Origin of the sequence: Actinosynnema sp. NPDC053489 (genome assembly GCF_044544865.1) — a bacterium.
In the GTDB taxonomy this organism is placed as follows: domain Bacteria; phylum Actinomycetota; class Actinomycetes; order Mycobacteriales; family Pseudonocardiaceae; genus Actinosynnema.
Window position 1 is genome coordinate 419,968 of the sequence record NZ_JBITXT010000007.1, and the last position, 14,821, is coordinate 434,788.

Annotated in this window: 17 protein-coding genes, 1 pseudogene and 1 riboswitch; of the genes and pseudogenes, 9 read left to right on the plus strand and 9 right to left on the minus strand. The window is 74.9% G+C overall.

Annotated features, from left to right (window positions below):
- Positions 1–28 precede the first annotated feature (28 nt).
- Positions 29–163, minus strand: a riboswitch (cobalamin riboswitch).
- A gap of 7 nt (positions 164–170) precedes the next feature.
- Genes ACIGNX_RS19135 through ACIGNX_RS19145 form a run of 3 tightly spaced genes read left to right on the plus strand, consistent with a single transcriptional unit; the run spans position 171 to position 3,297 of the window.
- Positions 171–1,220 (plus strand): hypothetical protein, encoded by a 1,050-nt coding sequence (locus ACIGNX_RS19135; protein ID WP_396541765.1) that lies wholly within the window; start codon positions 171–173, stop codon positions 1,218–1,220.
- Positions 1,217–1,843: a precorrin-8X methylmutase gene (locus ACIGNX_RS19140; protein WP_396541767.1), complete on the plus strand. Its 627-nt coding sequence runs from the start codon at positions 1,217–1,219 to the stop codon at positions 1,841–1,843. Before ACIGNX_RS19135 ends, ACIGNX_RS19140 begins: the two co-directional genes overlap by 4 nt.
- On the plus strand, positions 1,840–3,297 hold the full coding sequence (locus ACIGNX_RS19145) for a precorrin-2 C(20)-methyltransferase (protein ID WP_396541769.1): 1,458 nt from the start codon (positions 1,840–1,842) through the stop codon (positions 3,295–3,297). Before ACIGNX_RS19140 ends, ACIGNX_RS19145 begins: the two co-directional genes overlap by 4 nt.
- Here ACIGNX_RS19145 and ACIGNX_RS19150 read toward each other — a convergent pair.
- Positions 3,272–3,979, minus strand: a complete 708-nt coding sequence (locus ACIGNX_RS19150) for a cobalt-precorrin-6A reductase (protein WP_396541771.1) — start codon at positions 3,977–3,979, stop codon at positions 3,272–3,274. The genes ACIGNX_RS19145 and ACIGNX_RS19150 overlap by 26 nt on opposite strands.
- A gap of 20 nt (positions 3,980–3,999) precedes the next feature.
- On the opposite strand from ACIGNX_RS19150, the gene ACIGNX_RS19155 reads away from it, so the two are divergent.
- Complete coding sequence (locus ACIGNX_RS19155) at positions 4,000–5,058, plus strand: cobalt-precorrin-5B (C(1))-methyltransferase (RefSeq protein WP_396541773.1); 1,059 nt, start codon at positions 4,000–4,002, stop codon at positions 5,056–5,058.
- A 2-nt stretch (positions 5,059–5,060) separates the two neighbouring features.
- On the opposite strand, the gene cobM is transcribed toward ACIGNX_RS19155, so the two are convergent.
- From cobM to ACIGNX_RS19170, 3 genes are read right to left on the minus strand one after another with little or no spacing between them, the layout of a single operon-like run.
- The gene (cobM, locus tag ACIGNX_RS19160) at positions 5,061–5,804 is read right to left on the minus strand and encodes a precorrin-4 C(11)-methyltransferase (RefSeq protein WP_396541775.1); all 744 of its coding nucleotides are present in this window, start codon (positions 5,802–5,804) and stop codon (positions 5,061–5,063) included.
- On the minus strand, positions 5,801–6,949 hold the full coding sequence (gene cbiE, locus ACIGNX_RS19165; protein ID WP_396541777.1) for a precorrin-6y C5,15-methyltransferase (decarboxylating) subunit CbiE: 1,149 nt from the start codon (positions 6,947–6,949) through the stop codon (positions 5,801–5,803). The genes cobM and cbiE overlap by 4 nt, the downstream gene beginning before the upstream one ends.
- Positions 6,946–7,338, minus strand: a complete 393-nt coding sequence (locus ACIGNX_RS19170) for a pyridoxamine 5'-phosphate oxidase family protein (protein WP_396541779.1) — start codon at positions 7,336–7,338, stop codon at positions 6,946–6,948. Before ACIGNX_RS19170 ends, cbiE begins: the two co-directional genes overlap by 4 nt.
- Before the next feature lie 272 nt (positions 7,339–7,610).
- Here ACIGNX_RS19170 and ACIGNX_RS19175 point away from each other — a divergent pair, with 272 nt between their 5' ends.
- Positions 7,611–8,603, plus strand: a complete 993-nt coding sequence (locus tag ACIGNX_RS19175) for a pyridoxal-phosphate dependent enzyme (protein WP_396541781.1) — start codon at positions 7,611–7,613, stop codon at positions 8,601–8,603.
- Between the two features lie 34 nt (positions 8,604–8,637).
- Here ACIGNX_RS19175 and ACIGNX_RS19180 read toward each other — a convergent pair.
- Positions 8,638–9,717, minus strand: a pseudogene (locus ACIGNX_RS19180) (aminotransferase class V-fold PLP-dependent enzyme); the annotation flags it as partial.
- 143 nt (positions 9,718–9,860) lie between these two features.
- On the opposite strand from ACIGNX_RS19180, the gene trxA reads away from it, so the two are divergent.
- Positions 9,861–10,223, plus strand: coding sequence for a thioredoxin (trxA, locus tag ACIGNX_RS19185; RefSeq protein ID WP_396541783.1), 363 nt, complete (start codon positions 9,861–9,863; stop codon positions 10,221–10,223).
- 3 nt (positions 10,224–10,226) lie between these two features.
- Here trxA and ACIGNX_RS19190 read toward each other — a convergent pair whose 3' ends face one another.
- A complete protein-coding gene (locus tag ACIGNX_RS19190) occupies positions 10,227–11,153 on the minus strand; it encodes a YihY/virulence factor BrkB family protein (RefSeq protein WP_396541785.1) in 927 nt (308 codons plus the stop codon).
- Positions 11,154–11,237: 84 nt separating this feature from the next.
- Here ACIGNX_RS19190 and ACIGNX_RS19195 point away from each other — a divergent pair, with 84 nt between their 5' ends.
- The 3 genes from ACIGNX_RS19195 to ACIGNX_RS19205 are packed head-to-tail and all read left to right on the plus strand — an operon-like array spanning position 11,238 to position 12,648.
- Positions 11,238–11,702 (plus strand): phage holin family protein, encoded by a 465-nt coding sequence (locus ACIGNX_RS19195; protein WP_396541787.1) that lies wholly within the window; start codon positions 11,238–11,240, stop codon positions 11,700–11,702.
- On the plus strand, positions 11,699–12,364 hold the full coding sequence (locus tag ACIGNX_RS19200) for a DUF3618 domain-containing protein (protein WP_396541789.1): 666 nt from the start codon (positions 11,699–11,701) through the stop codon (positions 12,362–12,364). The genes ACIGNX_RS19195 and ACIGNX_RS19200 overlap by 4 nt, the downstream gene beginning before the upstream one ends.
- Complete coding sequence (locus ACIGNX_RS19205; protein ID WP_396541791.1) at positions 12,361–12,648, plus strand: DUF4235 domain-containing protein; 288 nt, start codon at positions 12,361–12,363, stop codon at positions 12,646–12,648. Before ACIGNX_RS19200 ends, ACIGNX_RS19205 begins: the two co-directional genes overlap by 4 nt.
- Positions 12,649–12,681: 33 nt before the next feature.
- On the opposite strand, the gene ACIGNX_RS19210 is transcribed toward ACIGNX_RS19205, so the two are convergent.
- The 3 genes from ACIGNX_RS19210 to ACIGNX_RS19220 form a co-directional block, all read right to left on the minus strand.
- A complete protein-coding gene (locus tag ACIGNX_RS19210; protein WP_396541793.1) occupies positions 12,682–12,840 on the minus strand; it encodes a hypothetical protein in 159 nt (52 codons plus the stop codon).
- Between the two features lie 32 nt (positions 12,841–12,872).
- A complete protein-coding gene (locus tag ACIGNX_RS19215) occupies positions 12,873–13,631 on the minus strand; it encodes an enoyl-CoA hydratase/isomerase family protein (RefSeq protein WP_396541795.1) in 759 nt (252 codons plus the stop codon).
- A gap of 162 nt (positions 13,632–13,793) precedes the next feature.
- Entirely contained in the window at positions 13,794–14,726 is a 933-nt protein-coding gene (locus tag ACIGNX_RS19220; protein WP_396541797.1) for a hypothetical protein, read from the minus strand.
- Positions 14,727–14,821: the final 95 nt, after the last annotated feature.

Consider the following 14,821-nt stretch of genomic DNA (forward strand, 5'->3'; position numbering starts at 1 on the left):
TGCTCCATCCCTCGGGGGTCCTCGCCCCGGTCGTAGGGGACGGCGAGCGGAGTTCCTGACTCCCGGGGCCTCCCCCGGTCACAGTGGCGGGACCGCGCCGGACTCGCACCGGCTTCCTCCTGCTGCTTCGCCGTTCGGAGGTCACCCTAACGGCAGTTAGCATCCAGTCCATGCCCACGGCTTCTCCCGCGCCCCTCGCCGGCGGACCCGCGTCGGCCGGTCGAACCCGCCCGGACGCCTGCCCCGGCGCCGTCGACGTGCACCGGGCCGCCGACGGCGGCCTGGCGCGCGTCCGCGTGCCCGGCGGCACGTTGAGCGCCGCGCAGGTCGACGTGCTGCGGGCCGCCGCGATCGAGCTGGGCGACGGGGTGCTCGAACTGACCTCACGGGCGAACCTGCAGATCAGGGGCCTGGCGCCGGGTGCGGAGCACGAGCTGGGGGCACGGCTGCGCGCCGTCGGCCTGCTGCCCTCGCCGACGCACGAGCGGGTGCGCAACATCGTCGCCGCGCCGCTGGAGGACAACCAGGCGCTGGTCGACGCGATCGACGCGGAGCTGTGCGCGACGCCGGAACTGGCGTCCCTGCCCGGGCGGTTCCTGGTCACGGTGGGTGGCGCGGTGAGCGGCCTGTCGGGTGACATCGGGCTGGTCGGTGACGCGTTGTTCCTGGCCGGCCACGATTCAGGGCTGCGGGTGACCGACCCGGTGGCGGCCGTGGTGACCGCCGCGCGCGTGTTCGCCGGCATCCGCGGCGACGCCTGGCGGCTGTCCGAAGTGGACGGCGGTGTGCCGAAGATCACGGCGGCGTTGGGCGTTCCGGGTGACGCCCGGGTCGCGCCGGCTGTGACGCCCGTCGCACCCGGCGCGCACGGCGAGGTGGTGGTGGCGGGTGTGCCGCTGGGCCGGTGGGACGCCCGGCTGCTCGCCGGAGTGCCCGTGCGGCTGACGCCGTGGCGCAGCGTGGTCGTGCCGGCCGGCAGCGACACCAGCGGCCTGTTCACCTCGGCGGACTCGCCCTGGCACGGCGTCAGCGCGTGCACCGGCAGCCCCGGTTGCGCGAAGTCGCTGGCCGACGTGCGCGCCGACGCGGCCCGCTGGGCGCGGTCCCGGAGCACGTCCGGCCGGGCGCACTGGTCCGGTTGCGCACGCCGGTGCGGCAGGCCCGCCGGCGACGTGGTGGAGTTCGTCGCGACCGGCGGCGGCTACGAGGAGATCAGGTGACCAGCTACATCAGGGACGGCGCGGAGATCTACCGCCGGTCCTTCGCCACCATCCGCGCCGAGGCGGACCTGGCGCGGTTCCCGGAGGACGTGGCCCGGGTGGTGGTGCGGATGATCCACGCCTGCGGGATGGTCGACCTGGTCTCCGACGTCGACTTCTCGCCCGACGTCGTGCGCGCCGCGCGGGCGGCGCTGCTGGCCGGCGCGCCGATCCTGTGCGACGCGCAGATGGTCGCGGCGGGCGTGACGCGGCGGCGGCTGCCCGCGGACAACGAGGTCGTGTGCACGTTGGGCGACCCGCGCGTGCCGGGGCTGGCGGCGGAGCTGGGCACCACGCGCAGCGCCGCGGCGCTGGAGCTGTGGGGCGACCGGCTGGACGGCGCGGTGGTCGCCGTCGGCAACGCGCCGACCGCGCTGTTCCACCTGCTCGACCTGGTCGCGGCGGGTGCGCCCCGACCGGCGGCCGTGCTCGGCGTGCCGGTGGGGTTCATCGGCGCGGCGGAGTCGAAGGACGCCCTGGCGGCCAACGCCCTGGGGTTGGAGCACCTGGTCGTGCGCGGTCGGCGGGGTGGCAGCGCCATGACCGCGGCGGCGCTCAACGCGATCGCGAGCGAGGAAGAATGACGGGCAGGCTGTACGGGGTCGGGGTGGGTCCGGGCGACCCGGAGCTGGTGACCGTCAAGGCGGCGCGGCTGATCGGCGAGGCGGACGTGGTCGTGTTCCACAGCGCGCGGCACGGGCGCAGCGTGGCGCGCCGGATCGCCGAGCCCTACCTGCGCGAGGGCCAGGTCGAGGAGCAGCTCGTCTACCCGGTCACGACCGAGGACTCCGACGACTACCAGGGCGAGATCGACGCGTTCTACGAGGAGTGCGCGGCGCGGCTGGCCGCGCACCTCGACGCCGGCCGCACGGTGGTGGTGCTGGCGGCGGGCGACCCGTTCTTCTACGGCTCCTACATGCACCTGCACAAGCGGTTGGCGCACCGCTACCCGGCCGAGGTGGTGCCGGGCGTGACGTCGGTGAGCGCGGGCGCGGCGGTGATCGGGCGACCGCTGGTGGAGCGGGACGAGGTGCTGACCGTGCTGCCGGGCACGTTGCCGGCGGACACCCTCGCCGGGCACCTGGCCGGCGGCGACCCCGTGGCGATCATGAAGCTGGGGCGGACGTTCCCGCGGGTGCGCGAGGCGCTGGCGCGGGCCGGGCGGCTGGACGAGGCGTGGTACGTGGAGCGCGCCACGACGGGGGCGCAGCGCACCGCGCCGCTGTCCGAAGTGGACCCCGACGGCGTGCCGTACTTCTCGTTGGCGCTGCTGCCGAGCAGGCCCGCGCGCCGGCCCGCCGGTGCGGGCGAGGTCGTGGTGGTCGGGCTGGGCCCGGCCGGGCCCGAGTGGCTGACGCCGCAGGCCCGCCGCGCGCTGGCCGACGCCGACGACCTGGTCGGCTACGTGACCTACCTGGACCGGGTGCCGGTGGACCCCCGGCAGCGGCGGCACGCGTCGGACAACAAGGTGGAGGCCGAGCGGGCCGCGTTCGCGCTGGACCTGGCCAAGCGCGGGCGGCGGGTCGCGGTGGTGTCGTCCGGCGACCCGGGCGTGTTCGCGATGGCCAGCGCGGTGCTGGAGGTGGCGGGCGAGGAGCAGTTCGCGGGCGTGCCGGTGCGGGTGCTGCCGGGGTTGACCGCGGCGCACGCCGTGGCCAGCCGGGTCGGCGCACCGCTGGGCCACGACTACTGCGTGGTGTCGCTGTCGGACCGGCTCAAGCCGTGGGACGTGATCGAGGAGCGGCTGGGGGCGGCGGCGCGGGCCGACCTGGTGCTGGCGATCTACAACCCGGCCTCGCGCAGCCGCACGTGGCAGGTGGACAAGGCGCGGGACGTGCTGCTGCGGCACCGCTCCCCCGACACGCCGGTGGTCGTCGGGCGTGACGTCGGCGGGCCGGAGGAGTCCGTGCGGGTGGTCCGGCTGGCGGACCTGGACGCGTCCACCGTGGACATGCGCTGCCTGCTGCTGGTGGGCTCGTCGCAGACGCGGGTCAGCCCGCGCGGCGCGGTGTTCACCCCGCGCCGCTACCCCGGCTGAGCCACTCGACGGCCTCGGCCACGGTTTCCACCAGCGGCGCGGGCGGTGGCGGCGGCCGGCGCACGACCACGACCGGGATGCCGAGCAGGCGCGCGGCCGTCAGCTTGGCCGCCGTCATCGGCCCGCCGCTGTCCTTGGTGACCAGCACCTCGACCCGGTGCTCCCGCATCAGCGCCAGCTCACCGTCCACTGTGTACGGTCCGCGGTCCAGGACGAGGTCCAGCCGCGGGTTCGGCGGGTCGGGCGGGTCGACCGTGCGGGCGACGCCCGCGGTGAACGCGGCCAGGTCGCGCCGCCCGGTGGTGACGAACGCCCGGCGGCCGGCGACGAGCGCGGCGGCCTCGGCGACGGTGTCCACGTACCGCCAGCCGTCCTCGGGCGGCCAGCCGGGGCGGCGCAGAACGAGGAACGGCGTGCCGGTCTCGGCGGTGGCGGCCAGGGCGTTGGCCGTGATGCGGTCGGCGAACGGGTGGGTGGCGTCCACGACGGCGGCCACCCGTTCGGCCCGCAGGTAGGCCACCAGCCCGGCGACACCGCCGAAGCCGCCGACGCGGACCTCGCCCTCCGGCAGCTTCGGGTGGGCCACCCGGCCCGCCAGCGACGAGACGACCCGGACGTCGGTGAGGGCGGCGGCGAGCGCGCGCGCCTCGCCCGTGCCACCCAGTACCAGCACGGTCCTCACGGCTGTTGCATCCTGTCGTCGTGAGCACGAACCTGCGCTTCGGCTGGACCACCGGCGCCTGCGCCACCGCCGCCACCACGGCGGCGTACACGGCGCTGCTCACCGGCGCGTTCCCGGACCCGGTGCGGATCGCGCTGCCCAAGGGGCGCACGCCGGCGTTCGCCCTGGCCCGCGAGGCGCTCGACGCAGGCTCCGCGTTCGCCGCGATCGTGAAGGACGCGGGCGACGACCCGGACGTGACGCACGGCGCGCTGGTCGGCTCCACCGTGCGGCACGGCCCGCCGGGCAGCGGCGTGGTGTTCGAGGCGGGGCCCGGCGTCGGCACGGTGACCAAGCCCGGCCTGCCGCTGCCGGTCGGCGAGCCGGCGATCAACCCCGTGCCGCGGCAGCTCATGCGCGAGCACGTGGCCCGGGTCGCGGCGGAGCACGGCGGCAGCGGCGACGTGGTGGTGACGATCTCGGTCGAGCACGGCGAGGAGCTGGCGCGCCGGACGTGGAACCCCCGGCTGGGCATCCTGGGCGGGCTGTCGATCCTCGGCACCACGGGCGTCGTGGTGCCGTACTCGTGCTCGGCGTGGATCGACAGCATCCGGCGCGGGATCGACGTGGCGCGGGCGCAGGGCCGCGACCACGTGGCCGGCTGCACCGGCAGCACGTCGGAGAGGGTCGCGGCGGAGCTGCACGGGCTGCCGGAGGACGCGTTGCTGGACATGGGCGACTTCGCCGGCGCCGTGCTGAAGTACCTGCGCCGCCACCCCGTGCCGCGGCTGACGATCGCGGGCGGGATCGGCAAGCTGTCCAAGCTCGCGGACGGCCACCTGGACCTGCACTCGGGGCGGTCGCAGGTCGACCTGGGCTTCCTCGCGTCCCTGGTGGACGACCCGGAGGTGGCCGGCGCCGTGGCGGTGGCCAACACCGCGCTCGGCGCGTTGCAGGTCTGCCAGGCGGCGGGCGTGCCGCTGGGCGACCTGGTGGCGGCACGGGCCAAGGCGACGGCGGACGGCGTGCTGCGGGGCGCGCCGGTCGCCGTCGACGTGGTGGTGATCGACCGCGCGGGAGCGGTCGTCGGCCGGGCCTGAGGTCACGACCGGCAGCGCTGCGCGGAGTAGAGGTGGCTGTCCGGGAAGCCCGCCGCGGTCAGCACCCGGCCCACGACGATGACGGCGGTGCGCCGCACGCCGGCCGCCAGCACCTGCCCGGCGATGTCGGCGAGGGTGCCGCGCAGCACCAGCTCGTCCTCCCGGCTCGCGCGGGCCACCACGGCGACCGGGCAGTCCGGGCCGTAGTGGGGCAGCAGGTCGGCGACGACCTCCTCGATCCGCTGCACGGCCAGGTGCAGCACCAGCGTCGCGCCGGTCCGGCCCAGCGAACCCAGGTCCTCCCCCGGCGGCATGGGCGTGGCGCGGGCCGACGTGCGGGTCAGGATCACCGTCTGGCCGACGCCCGGCACGGTCAGCTCGCGGTTGAGCGACGCGGCGGCGGCGGCGAAGGCGGGCACGCCCGGCGTGACGTCGTACGGGATGCCCAGCGCGTCCAGCCGGCGCATCTGCTCGGCCACCGCGCTGAACACCGACGGGTCGCCGGAGTGCAGGCGGGCGACGTCCTGCCCGGCGGCGTGCGCGGCGGCGAGCTCGGCCGTGATCCGGTCGAGGTCGAGGTTCGCGGTGTCGACCAGGCGGGCGCCGGGCGGGCAGTGGTCGAGCACCTCGACCGGGACGAGCGCGCCCGCGTACAGGCAGACGGGCGACTCCGCGATGAGCCGCGCCGCCCGCAGGGTCAGCAGGTCGGGGGCGCCGGGGCCGGCGCCGATGAAGTGGACGGTCACGCGCTCTCCTTCGTCACTGCCCACGTCGTCACGGGCATCTGCGGGCGCCAGCCGGTGAACCCGCCCAGGGCGGTCGCCCGGCTCACCTCGATGCGGCCCAGGTCGCCGCCCAGCAGCCCGTGCCAGCGGGTCAGCACGGCCTCCGACTCCAGCGTCACGGCGTTGGCCACCAGCCGGCCGCCGGGCTTGACCGCCGCCCAGCAGCGCTCCACCACGCCCTCGGCGGTGAGGCCGCCGCCGATGAACACCGCGTCGGGCGGCTCCAGGTCCAGCGCCGCCGGCGACGTGCCGACGACGACCTCCAGGCCGGGGACGCCGAGCGCCGTCGCGTTGCGCGTGATGCGCGCCGCCCGCTCGGGCTGCCGCTCGACCGCGACGGCCCGGCAGGTCGGGTGGGTGCGGCACCACTCGATCGCGATGCTCCCCGCGCCCGCGCCGACGTCCCACAGCAGCTCGCCGGGCCGCGGCGCGAGCAGCGCCAACGTCACCGCGCGCACCTCGCGCTTGGTCAGCTGGCCGTCGTGCTCGTACAGCCCATCCGGCCGACCCGGCACCAGCGAAGCGCCGTCCGCGCCGCACTCGACGGCGAGCACGTGCAGCGGGTCGGCGTCGTCGAGCGAGTCGTGCACCCGCTCCCCCGGCCCGCCGAGCTGCTCCAGCACGGTGAGCCGCGCGTCCGGCGCCAGGGCGGCGACCTCGCGGGGCGTCCCGCCCAGCACCAGCACCCGGCGCCCGGGGTGCAGGTGCGGCACGAGCAGCGCGGCGGGCTTGCCGACCAGGCTGACCACGGTCACGTCGTCCAGCGCCCACCCCAGGCGCGCGCACGCCAGGGACGCCGACGAGGGGTGCGGCACGACGCGGACCCGGTCCCTGCCGAGCAGCCGCACGAGCGTGGTGCCGATGCCGTGGAACATCGGGTCGCCGCTGGCCAGCACGCCCACCCGGCGCCCGGCGTGGCGGGCCAGCAGGTCGGGCAGCGCCGGCACCAGCGGCGAGGGCCACGGCACCCGTTCGACGTCGCCGGGGACGAGGTCGAGCTGGCGGGAGCTGCCCATCAGCACCTCGCACGACGCCAGTTCGGCCCGCGAGGCGGGCGGCAGGCCGTCCCAGCCGTCGGCGCCGATGCCGATGACGGTGACGCTCACACCGTCCCCAGGGCGCGGGTGACGGCGATCTCGATCACCACGCGGTCCGGGTTGGGTCGCGGCGTGCGGTAGCGCTCGGCGTACCGGCGCTCGGCGTCGCGGACCACCTCGGGCTCCTGGCGGACGACGGCGCGCCCCTCCAGCGTGGACCACCGGCGTCCGTCCACTTGGCACACGGCCGCGGGCGCGCCCCCGTCGCCGGCCGCGAGGATCTGCCGCACCTTGTGCGACCGGCGCGAGGTGATCACCCGGGCGGTGGCCGTCGCGACGTCCAGCGTGACGCCGACCGGCACCACGTGCGGCGTGCCGTCCGGCCGGATCGTGGTCAGCGTGCACAGGTGGCGCTCGGTCCAGAACGCCCGGAAGTCCTCGCCCTTGCTCGACAACATGGGTGCATCATGCGGCACGCGCGGGCGAACGCGGAAAACGCGACGCGCCGATCCCGCCGGGAGGCCCGGTCGCCGGGGCGCGTGGCGTGCGCCGGCTCACGCGGTCCGGTGGGTGCGACCGCCGCCGGTCGACGCCTGGTCACCCTGCCGGGTGAGGTGCGCGCGCTGCGCGATCACTCTGAGGAGGCAGGCGCCGCACGTGGCGGGGCCTGCGCGGCCGTGCACGAGGGGGACGCGCCGCCGCGCGCGGTGGGCTGGGCTAGGTTCGGATCATGAGCGCGTGGGCGGCCGGGGCGATCCGGCGGGTGCGCGAGGACCACCGGCCGACGCCGCTGCGCGAGCTGCGGGTGGGCGGGGCGCGGGTCTTCCTGAAGGACGAGACGACCCTGCCCACCGGCAGCACCAAGGACCGGGCGGTGGCGGCGATGCTGTGCCACGCGATCGCGAGCGGTCGCGTCACCGAGGGCACCGGGGTGGTCGTGGCCACGGCGGGCGCGGTCGCGGTGTCCACCGCCCGGTACGCGGCGCTGCTCGACCTGCCGTTCACCGCGCTGGTGCCCGCGAACTCCGACCCGGACGTGCTGGAGCGGATCGTCCACGCGGGCGGCCGGTGGCAGCGCGCCGCGCAGCCGCCGGCGGCGCTCCAGCACGAGGCCCGCACGCTCGCCGAGGGGTGGGGCGCGCACTTCCTCGACCACTTCGCCGACGCCGAGCCCGCGGTGGCCGCCTGGCCGCCGACCCTCGCCGACGAGCTGTTCGCCCAGCTCCCCGAACCACCGCGGTGGGTCGTCGTGGGCGCGGGCACGGGCGCGACCTCGGCCGCGATCGGCCGCCACATCCGCCGCGAGGGCCTCGACACCCGGCTGGCGCTGGTCGACCCGGAGAACTCGGCCTACTTCCCCGCCTGGGCGTCCGGGGCGCACGACTACGGCACCGGCCTGCCGTCCCGCATCCCGGGCATCGGCCGGCCGCGGGTGGAGCCGGGCTTCCAGCCGGGCGTGCTGGACCTGGTGGTCCCGGTGCCGGACGCGGCGTCGGTCGCGGCGCTGCACTGGCTGCACCGCCGGGGCGTGGACGCGGGCCCGTCCACCGGGGCGGCCCTGTGGGGCATCCACCACCTGGTCGGGGCGATGCGCGAGGCGGGCCCGTTCGCCGCCGTCATCGCCGATCGCGGCACCCCGTACCGCAGGACCTTCTTCGACCGCGCCTGGCTGGAGTCGCGCGGGCTGAGCCCGGACCCGTACGCCGACCGCCTCGGGCCGTGACCAGGGCGGACCCCGGACGTCACCGCCGGTCGCGCAGCCCGCGCACCGCGGCGGCGAAGCGGGCGACCGTGCCGGGCGTGGTGGAGGCGTGCGGCGAGAGCCGGACGTGCTCGGCGCGCGCGGTCGCCGTCACGCCCGCCTCCGCCAGGGCCGCGCCGACCGCCGCCGCCGGGTGGCCGGGCAGCGTGAACGCGAGGATGCCGGCGCGGCGGTCCCGCGCCGAGACCACCTCGCCGCCCGCCGCGCGCACCACCTCCGCCAGCTCGTCGGCCAACCCGACGACCCGCCGGTGCAGCGACCCGACCCCGGCCAGCTCCACCAGCTCCAGCGCCGTCGCCAGCGCGCCCGCCGCGACCGGGCTCGGGTTCGTGATCGACCACCCGGCCGCGCCTGCCCCGACCGGGTGAACGGCGTTGTCGAACAACCCCGGGTCGGCCGCGCCGGTACAGCCGGACAACACCGGGTCCAGCCTGGTCAGGGCCCGGTCGGACAGCGCGAGGAACCCCGTCGACCAGCCAGCGCGCAGCCACTTCTGGCCGCCGACGACCAGCACGTCGGCCGCCTCCCAGGGCTCGTCCACCACCCCGAAGCCCTGGATGCCGTCCACGACCAGCAGCCGGTCGCCGACCACCTCGCGCAGCGCCGCCAGGTCGGCCCGGTGCCCGGTGCGGAAGTCCACCGCGCTGACCGACACGGCCACCGTCCCGGGCGTCAACGCCTCGCGCACCGCGTCCGGCGTCACCGGACCGGGTGGCAGCCACGCCACGTCGACCGACGGCGACCGCGCCCACGGGTAGGTGTTGGCCGGGAACTCCCCCGCCGACACCAGCACCCCGCCGGTCACGCCCAGCGCCGCCTGGAACAGCCCGGTGCTCGTGTTGGGCAGCAGCGCCACGTGGTCGGCGTCGGTGCGGCACAGCCTGGCCGCGGCCGCCCTGGCCCGCGGCTCCTGCCGCATCAGGTCGTCCACCGTGGACGGCCCGGCCGCCGCCGACGCCTCCAGCAGCCGGGTGGTCGCCGCCACCGCCGCGCGCGACGGCGGCCCGAACCGGGCGAAGTCGAGGTAGCCCTCCGGCTCGTGGAACTGAGCGAGGTAGGACGACGGGACGGTCATGACCAGCTCCTGCTTCCGGGTGAACCGACCACTACACCGCGTGGTCACCGGCGGCCGCGCCCCGGTGCGGGGAATTGTGACGGTGTCGCGGTCGTTGGACGGGGTGCAAGGGGTCTACCCCGTGTCCACAGCAAGGAGGACCTATGGCCACCGTGGAGCTGACCGCGGAGAACTTCGACGAGGTTGTCGGCGGCTCCGAGATGGTCCTGGTCGATTTCTGGGCGGGCTGGTGCGGGCCCTGCGTCCAGTTCGCCCCGACCTACGAGAAGTCCGCCGAGAAGCACACCGACATCGTGTTCGGCAAGGTCGACACCGAGGCGCAGCAGCAGCTCGCCGCGGCGTTCCAGATCAGGTCGATCCCGACCCTCATGATCGTCCGTGACGGTGTCGTGCTCTACGCGCAGCCCGGCGCGCTGCCGGAAGCGGCGCTGGAGGACCTGATCGACCAGGCCCGCAAGGTCGACATGGAAGAGGTCCGCAAGCAGGTCGCGGAGCAGAAGGGCTGATCCTCAGTCCATCGCCGTCGTGTCGCGGGGCGGGGCCACCGGGTCCCGCCCCTCGGGCTGCCCGGCCTCGATCCGCCTGCCCCGCTCCAGCTCCGCGTCCAGCTCGGCGCCGAGCAGCAGGGCCAGGTTCGAGATCCACAGCCACACCAGGAAGATGATCACACCGGCCAGCGAGCCGTACGTCTTGTTGTAGGACCCGAAGTTGGCCGCGTAGAACGCGAAGCCCAGTGACGCGGCGACCCACACCACGACGGTGACCAGGCCGCCCGGCGTGATCCACAGGAAGCTGGGCTGCCGCACGTTCGGCGACGCCCAGAACAGCAGGCCGATGGCCAGGCTCGCCAGCACGAACAGCACCGGCCACTTGGCGATGTCCCAGACGGTGACGAACGTCGAGCCGAGCCCGATCAGGTCACCCAGCCAGCGGGCGACGCCGCCGGTGAGCGTCACGCCCAGCGCGGTGAGCGCGAGCAGCACCACCACGCCGATCGTCAGGCCCAGCCGCAGCGGGATGACCTTCCAGAACGGCCGGCCCTCCTCCACGTCGTAGATCGAGTTGGCCGCGCGCATGAACGCGCCCACGTACCCCGAGGCCGACCACAGGGCCGTCACCAGGCCGACGATCGCCAGCAGGCCGCTGGCCTGCGACTTCTGCAGGTTCTCGATGCCGCCCGCGATGAAGTCCTTCGCCTCGCCGGGCCCGAGCGCGTCCAGGCTGTCCACAATGGAGTTCGTCGCGTCGGGCCCGAGCAGGCCCAGCAGCGAGACGAGCAGCAGCAACCCCGGGAACAGCGACAGCACCGCGTAGTAGGTGAGGGCGGCCGCCCAGTCGGTGAGGTTGTCCTCGTTGAACTCCTTGACCGTCCGCTTCAGCACCCCCAGCCACGAGCGCTTGGGCAGCTGGGTCGGTGCTTGGGGTGCGTGGGCCATGGGCGACGGGTTTCCCCCGTACGGCCGCGCGTACACCCGCGGGTTTTCGGGTAGTCGGGGTGCGAGTGGAGAGAGGAGACGGCCATGAGTCACGTCGCCGCCACCCGCGCGGCTGACCGGAGCGCCGATCGGGTAACGGGTCGGGTCGCCGATCGTGTCGCGGAGCGGGAGCCGTCCACCGCGGAGCTGGTGCAGAGGCTGTCCGAGCAGGTGAGCAGGCTCGCCCGGGACGAGATGCGGCTGGCCGCGGCCGAGATGCGCACGAAGGGCAAGCGCGTCGGCGCGGGCGCGGGGCTGCTGGGCGGCGCGGGCGTGCTGGCCTGGTTCGGCCTGATGGGCGTGCTCGCGGGGCTCGTGCTGCTGCTGGCCACCGTGATGCCCGCCTGGCTGGCGGCGTTCGTGGTCGCCGTGGGCGTGTTCGTCGTCGCGGGCGTGCTGGCGCTGGTCGGCCGCAAGCAGATCGACCGCGGGACCCCGCCGGTGCCGGAGGAGGCCATCGCGGGCGTCAAGGAGGACATCGCCACCGTGAGCGAGAGGGCACACCGATGAGCAGCGGCAAGAACGGCCCCACGGACCCGGACGAGCTGCGCGCCGACGTCGAGCAGACGCGGCGTGAGCTGGGTGACACCGTGGAGGCGCTGGTGCACAAGGCCGACGTGCCCGGACGGGTGAAGGACAAGGCGCGCAAAGGAGTGGAACAGGTGAAGGAGACCGCTACGCGGGCCAACGCGGCGGTGTCGGCGGCGGCGGGCAAGTCGGCCGCCAAGGCGGGCGAGGTCGCGGAGAAGGCGGGCGAGCAGGCCGGCAAGGCGGGCGCGGCGACCAGCGCCGCCGGCGCCGCGGTCGGCGAGAAGGCCGCCGCGATCGGCGAGAAGGCCGGTGCCGCGGCGACGCAGGCCGGGCAGAAGGCCGGTGAGGTCGCGAGCCAGGTCGGCGCCAGGGCGAGCGAGGTCGCGGGCCAGGTCGGCACGAAGGCGAGCGAGGTGGCCGAGCAGGTCAGCGCCAAGGCGGGGGTGGTCGCGGAGCAGGTCAGCGCCAAGGCGGGCGTCGTGGCCGACCAGGTCGGCACGAAGGCCGCGCAGGTGGTCGAGACCCTGCCGCCGCCCGTGCAGCAGCGCGTGGAGCAGGCCCGCAAGCACCCGGCGGCGGTCGCGGCCGGTGTCGCGGCGGTCGTGCTGGTGCTGTGGAAGCTCCTGAGGAGGGGGCGGTGAACGTCAACAAGCTCCTCTACCGGCCGCTCGGCATGCTGTTCGGCGTGCTCGGCGGTCTGGCGGCCAGCGCGGTGTTCGGCCAGGTGTGGAAGCTGATCACGGGCACCAAGGAGGCTCCGACCCCGACCCAGAAGGATCGGGGCTGGGGCGAGGTGCTGCTGGCCGCGTCCATCCAGGGTGCGATCTTCGGCCTGGTGAAGGCCGCGATCGACCGGGGTGGCGCGACCGGGTACGACAAGCTCACCGGCGAGTGGCCCGGCGACACGAACAAGTACGTGGACTGACGTCCGCCCGCCGTTCCGGAGGGCCGTCCCCCGTCAGGAGGGCGGCTCTTCCTCCTTCCCGCGCCGCTCGTCCTCGTCGAGGAACTGCTCCGGGTCCACGTCGAGGTCGGGCGGCTGCGGCGTGCCCGGGGAGTGCGGCGGGTCGGGGTTGACGCGAGTCTCGTTCGAGTCGTCTTCCAGTGGGTTGGTCATGCGGTCGAAGTACCCGTCCGGGGCGCCGCCAATCAGAACCGGGGCGGTCGCTTCTCCAGGAACGCCGTCACGCCCTCCGCGTACTCCGGGCTGTGCACCGCGTCGTCGTACAGGGCGCGGACGGCGTCGTCCTCGTCGTGCCGCCCGTCCGTGACGCGGTTGACGATCTGCTTCGCGCCGCGGACGCTGACCTGCGCGCGTGACGCGATGGTCCGCGCCAGCGCCTCCACCCGGTCCTCCAGCCCGCCGGCCGGGTGCACCTCGTTGACCAGGCCGATCCGCAGGGCGGTGGCGGCGTCGAGGATGTCGCCGGTGAACAGGATCTGCTTGGCCCACGCCGGGCCGACCACGTCGACGAGCTGCTTGGTCGAGGTGAGGTTGTAGACGATGCCGAGCTTGGCGGGCGTGATGCCGAAGCGGGCGTCGTCGGCGGCCAGGCGCAGGTCGCAGGCCAGGGCGATCTCGCAGCCGCCGCCGATGCAGAAGCCGGTGACGGCGGCGATGGTGGGCTTGCCGAGGGTGGCGATGGCGCGTTCGCCTGCGTGCACCGCCTCGCTGTACCGGGCCGCGCCCTCGGCGCCGTTGCGGAGGGTGGAGAACTCGCTGATGTCCGCCCCGGCGGAGAAGTGCTCCCCGCCGCGCACGACGAGCACGCGCACCTCGTCGTCGTCCCGCACCTGCTCCACCAACCCGGGCAACGCCGACCACATCTCGTAGCTCATCGCGTTCCGCTTGGCGGGCCGGTCGATCGTCAACCGCGCCACCGCCCCACCGCTCTCCAACCTCAACATCCCCGCACCCTAACCCCCGCGTGAGTCCTACGTTCAGCGCGCGAGAGTCGTACGTTCGCGCACCCCGAATTCAACACTCGGCATACCGGGTGGTACGTCCGAGCGTTGAACTCAGGTGCTCTGAGCGTAGGACTCTCGCGGCGTGAACGTAGGACTCTCGGGTTAGAGGTAGGGGTTGCGGGTGTAGGTCAGGCTGAACTGGCCGCGGTTGGCGAAGTAGGCGGAGACCAGGTAGGCGGGGTCGGTGGCCAGCAGGCCGCGCTGGAGGTCGCTGCCGTCGTTGCCGTCGTCCCAGCCCCACGCGCTGTTCGCCGCGTTGTCCTTGCCGTTGTCACCCCGGAACGTGCCCCAGCTCGCGAACGTCGTGGAGCTGTTGCGCTGCGCCCACAGCCCGCCCGGCGCGAACGCGTCCACCAGCCGGTACCCCACCGAGCGGTCGTTCCCGCCCGACGGCACCTCGCCGGTCGCGCTGGGCACGTACACGACGCCGTCGCCGCCCGGGAAGTCCGCCCCGTTCCACGCGTACAGCCCGTGCCCCTTCGCCTCCTGCCGCGTCGTCGGCCGCGTGCCCTGCATCCGCAGGGTGCCGTCGACGCTCTCCCGACCCGACGTGTACGTGCTCCCGGCCGGCACGTACGAGTAGAAGTCGCTGTGCGCCACCGTGATCACGGCCTCCAGCCTGCCGAACGCCGAACCGTCCTTCCGCACGGTCGCCAGCAGGCCCTCCATGTCGTTCTCGTGGGTGAACTGCTCGAACGGGTCGGGAACGTCCTCCCAGTCACGCGGGTGGTAGAAGCTGTAGACCAGGAACCAGTGCGTGGACGTCTCCACCACCGAGTAGTACGCCGCACCGGTGAGCCGCGCGACCGAGTCGTCCTGCGACTCCCAGTTGTTCAGCGTGTTCCACTCGCCGTCGAAGTCCACAGTGGACAGGTAGTCGGCGTCGTAGTCGGACGAGTCGGTGTCCTGGTAGTGCACCGGTGCCCAGTGGAACGCCAGCTCGGCGTCGGTCGCCGCGTGCGCGGGCGCGGTGAGGGACACCGACAGGGCGGTCGCCGCGAACAGGGACGCGGCGATCTTGCGTGCGGGGGACATGCTCCACCTCCGTCAGGGTTGCCCGTCGGAGCCAACGGGCCGCGCAGAACCCTGGGGTGAAGCGCCGGGCAACACAAGGGGTGGATCAGGTGATC

Coding starts and splice junctions, on each gene's coding strand:
- ACIGNX_RS19210 (WP_396541793.1), bottom strand. CDS start 12,840: ATGACCAACCCACTGGAAGACGACTCGAACGAGACTCGCGTCAACCCC.
- ACIGNX_RS19220 (WP_396541797.1), bottom strand. CDS start 14,726: ATGTCCCCCGCACGCAAGATCGCCGCGTCCCTGTTCGCGGCGACCGCC.
- ACIGNX_RS19135 (WP_396541765.1), top strand. CDS start 171: ATGCCCACGGCTTCTCCCGCGCCCCTCGCCGGCGGACCCGCGTCGGCC.
- ACIGNX_RS19190 (WP_396541785.1), bottom strand. CDS start 11,153: ATGGCCCACGCACCCCAAGCACCGACCCAGCTGCCCAAGCGCTCGTGG.
- trxA (WP_396541783.1), top strand. CDS start 9,861: ATGGCCACCGTGGAGCTGACCGCGGAGAACTTCGACGAGGTTGTCGGC.
- ACIGNX_RS19145 (WP_396541769.1), top strand. CDS start 1,840: ATGACGGGCAGGCTGTACGGGGTCGGGGTGGGTCCGGGCGACCCGGAG.
- ACIGNX_RS19215 (WP_396541795.1), bottom strand. CDS start 13,631: ATGTTGAGGTTGGAGAGCGGTGGGGCGGTGGCGCGGTTGACGATCGAC.
- ACIGNX_RS19195 (WP_396541787.1), top strand. CDS start 11,238: ATGAGTCACGTCGCCGCCACCCGCGCGGCTGACCGGAGCGCCGATCGG.
- ACIGNX_RS19200 (WP_396541789.1), top strand. CDS start 11,699: ATGAGCAGCGGCAAGAACGGCCCCACGGACCCGGACGAGCTGCGCGCC.
- ACIGNX_RS19175 (WP_396541781.1), top strand. CDS start 7,611: ATGAGCGCGTGGGCGGCCGGGGCGATCCGGCGGGTGCGCGAGGACCAC.
- ACIGNX_RS19170 (WP_396541779.1), bottom strand. CDS start 7,338: ATGTTGTCGAGCAAGGGCGAGGACTTCCGGGCGTTCTGGACCGAGCGC.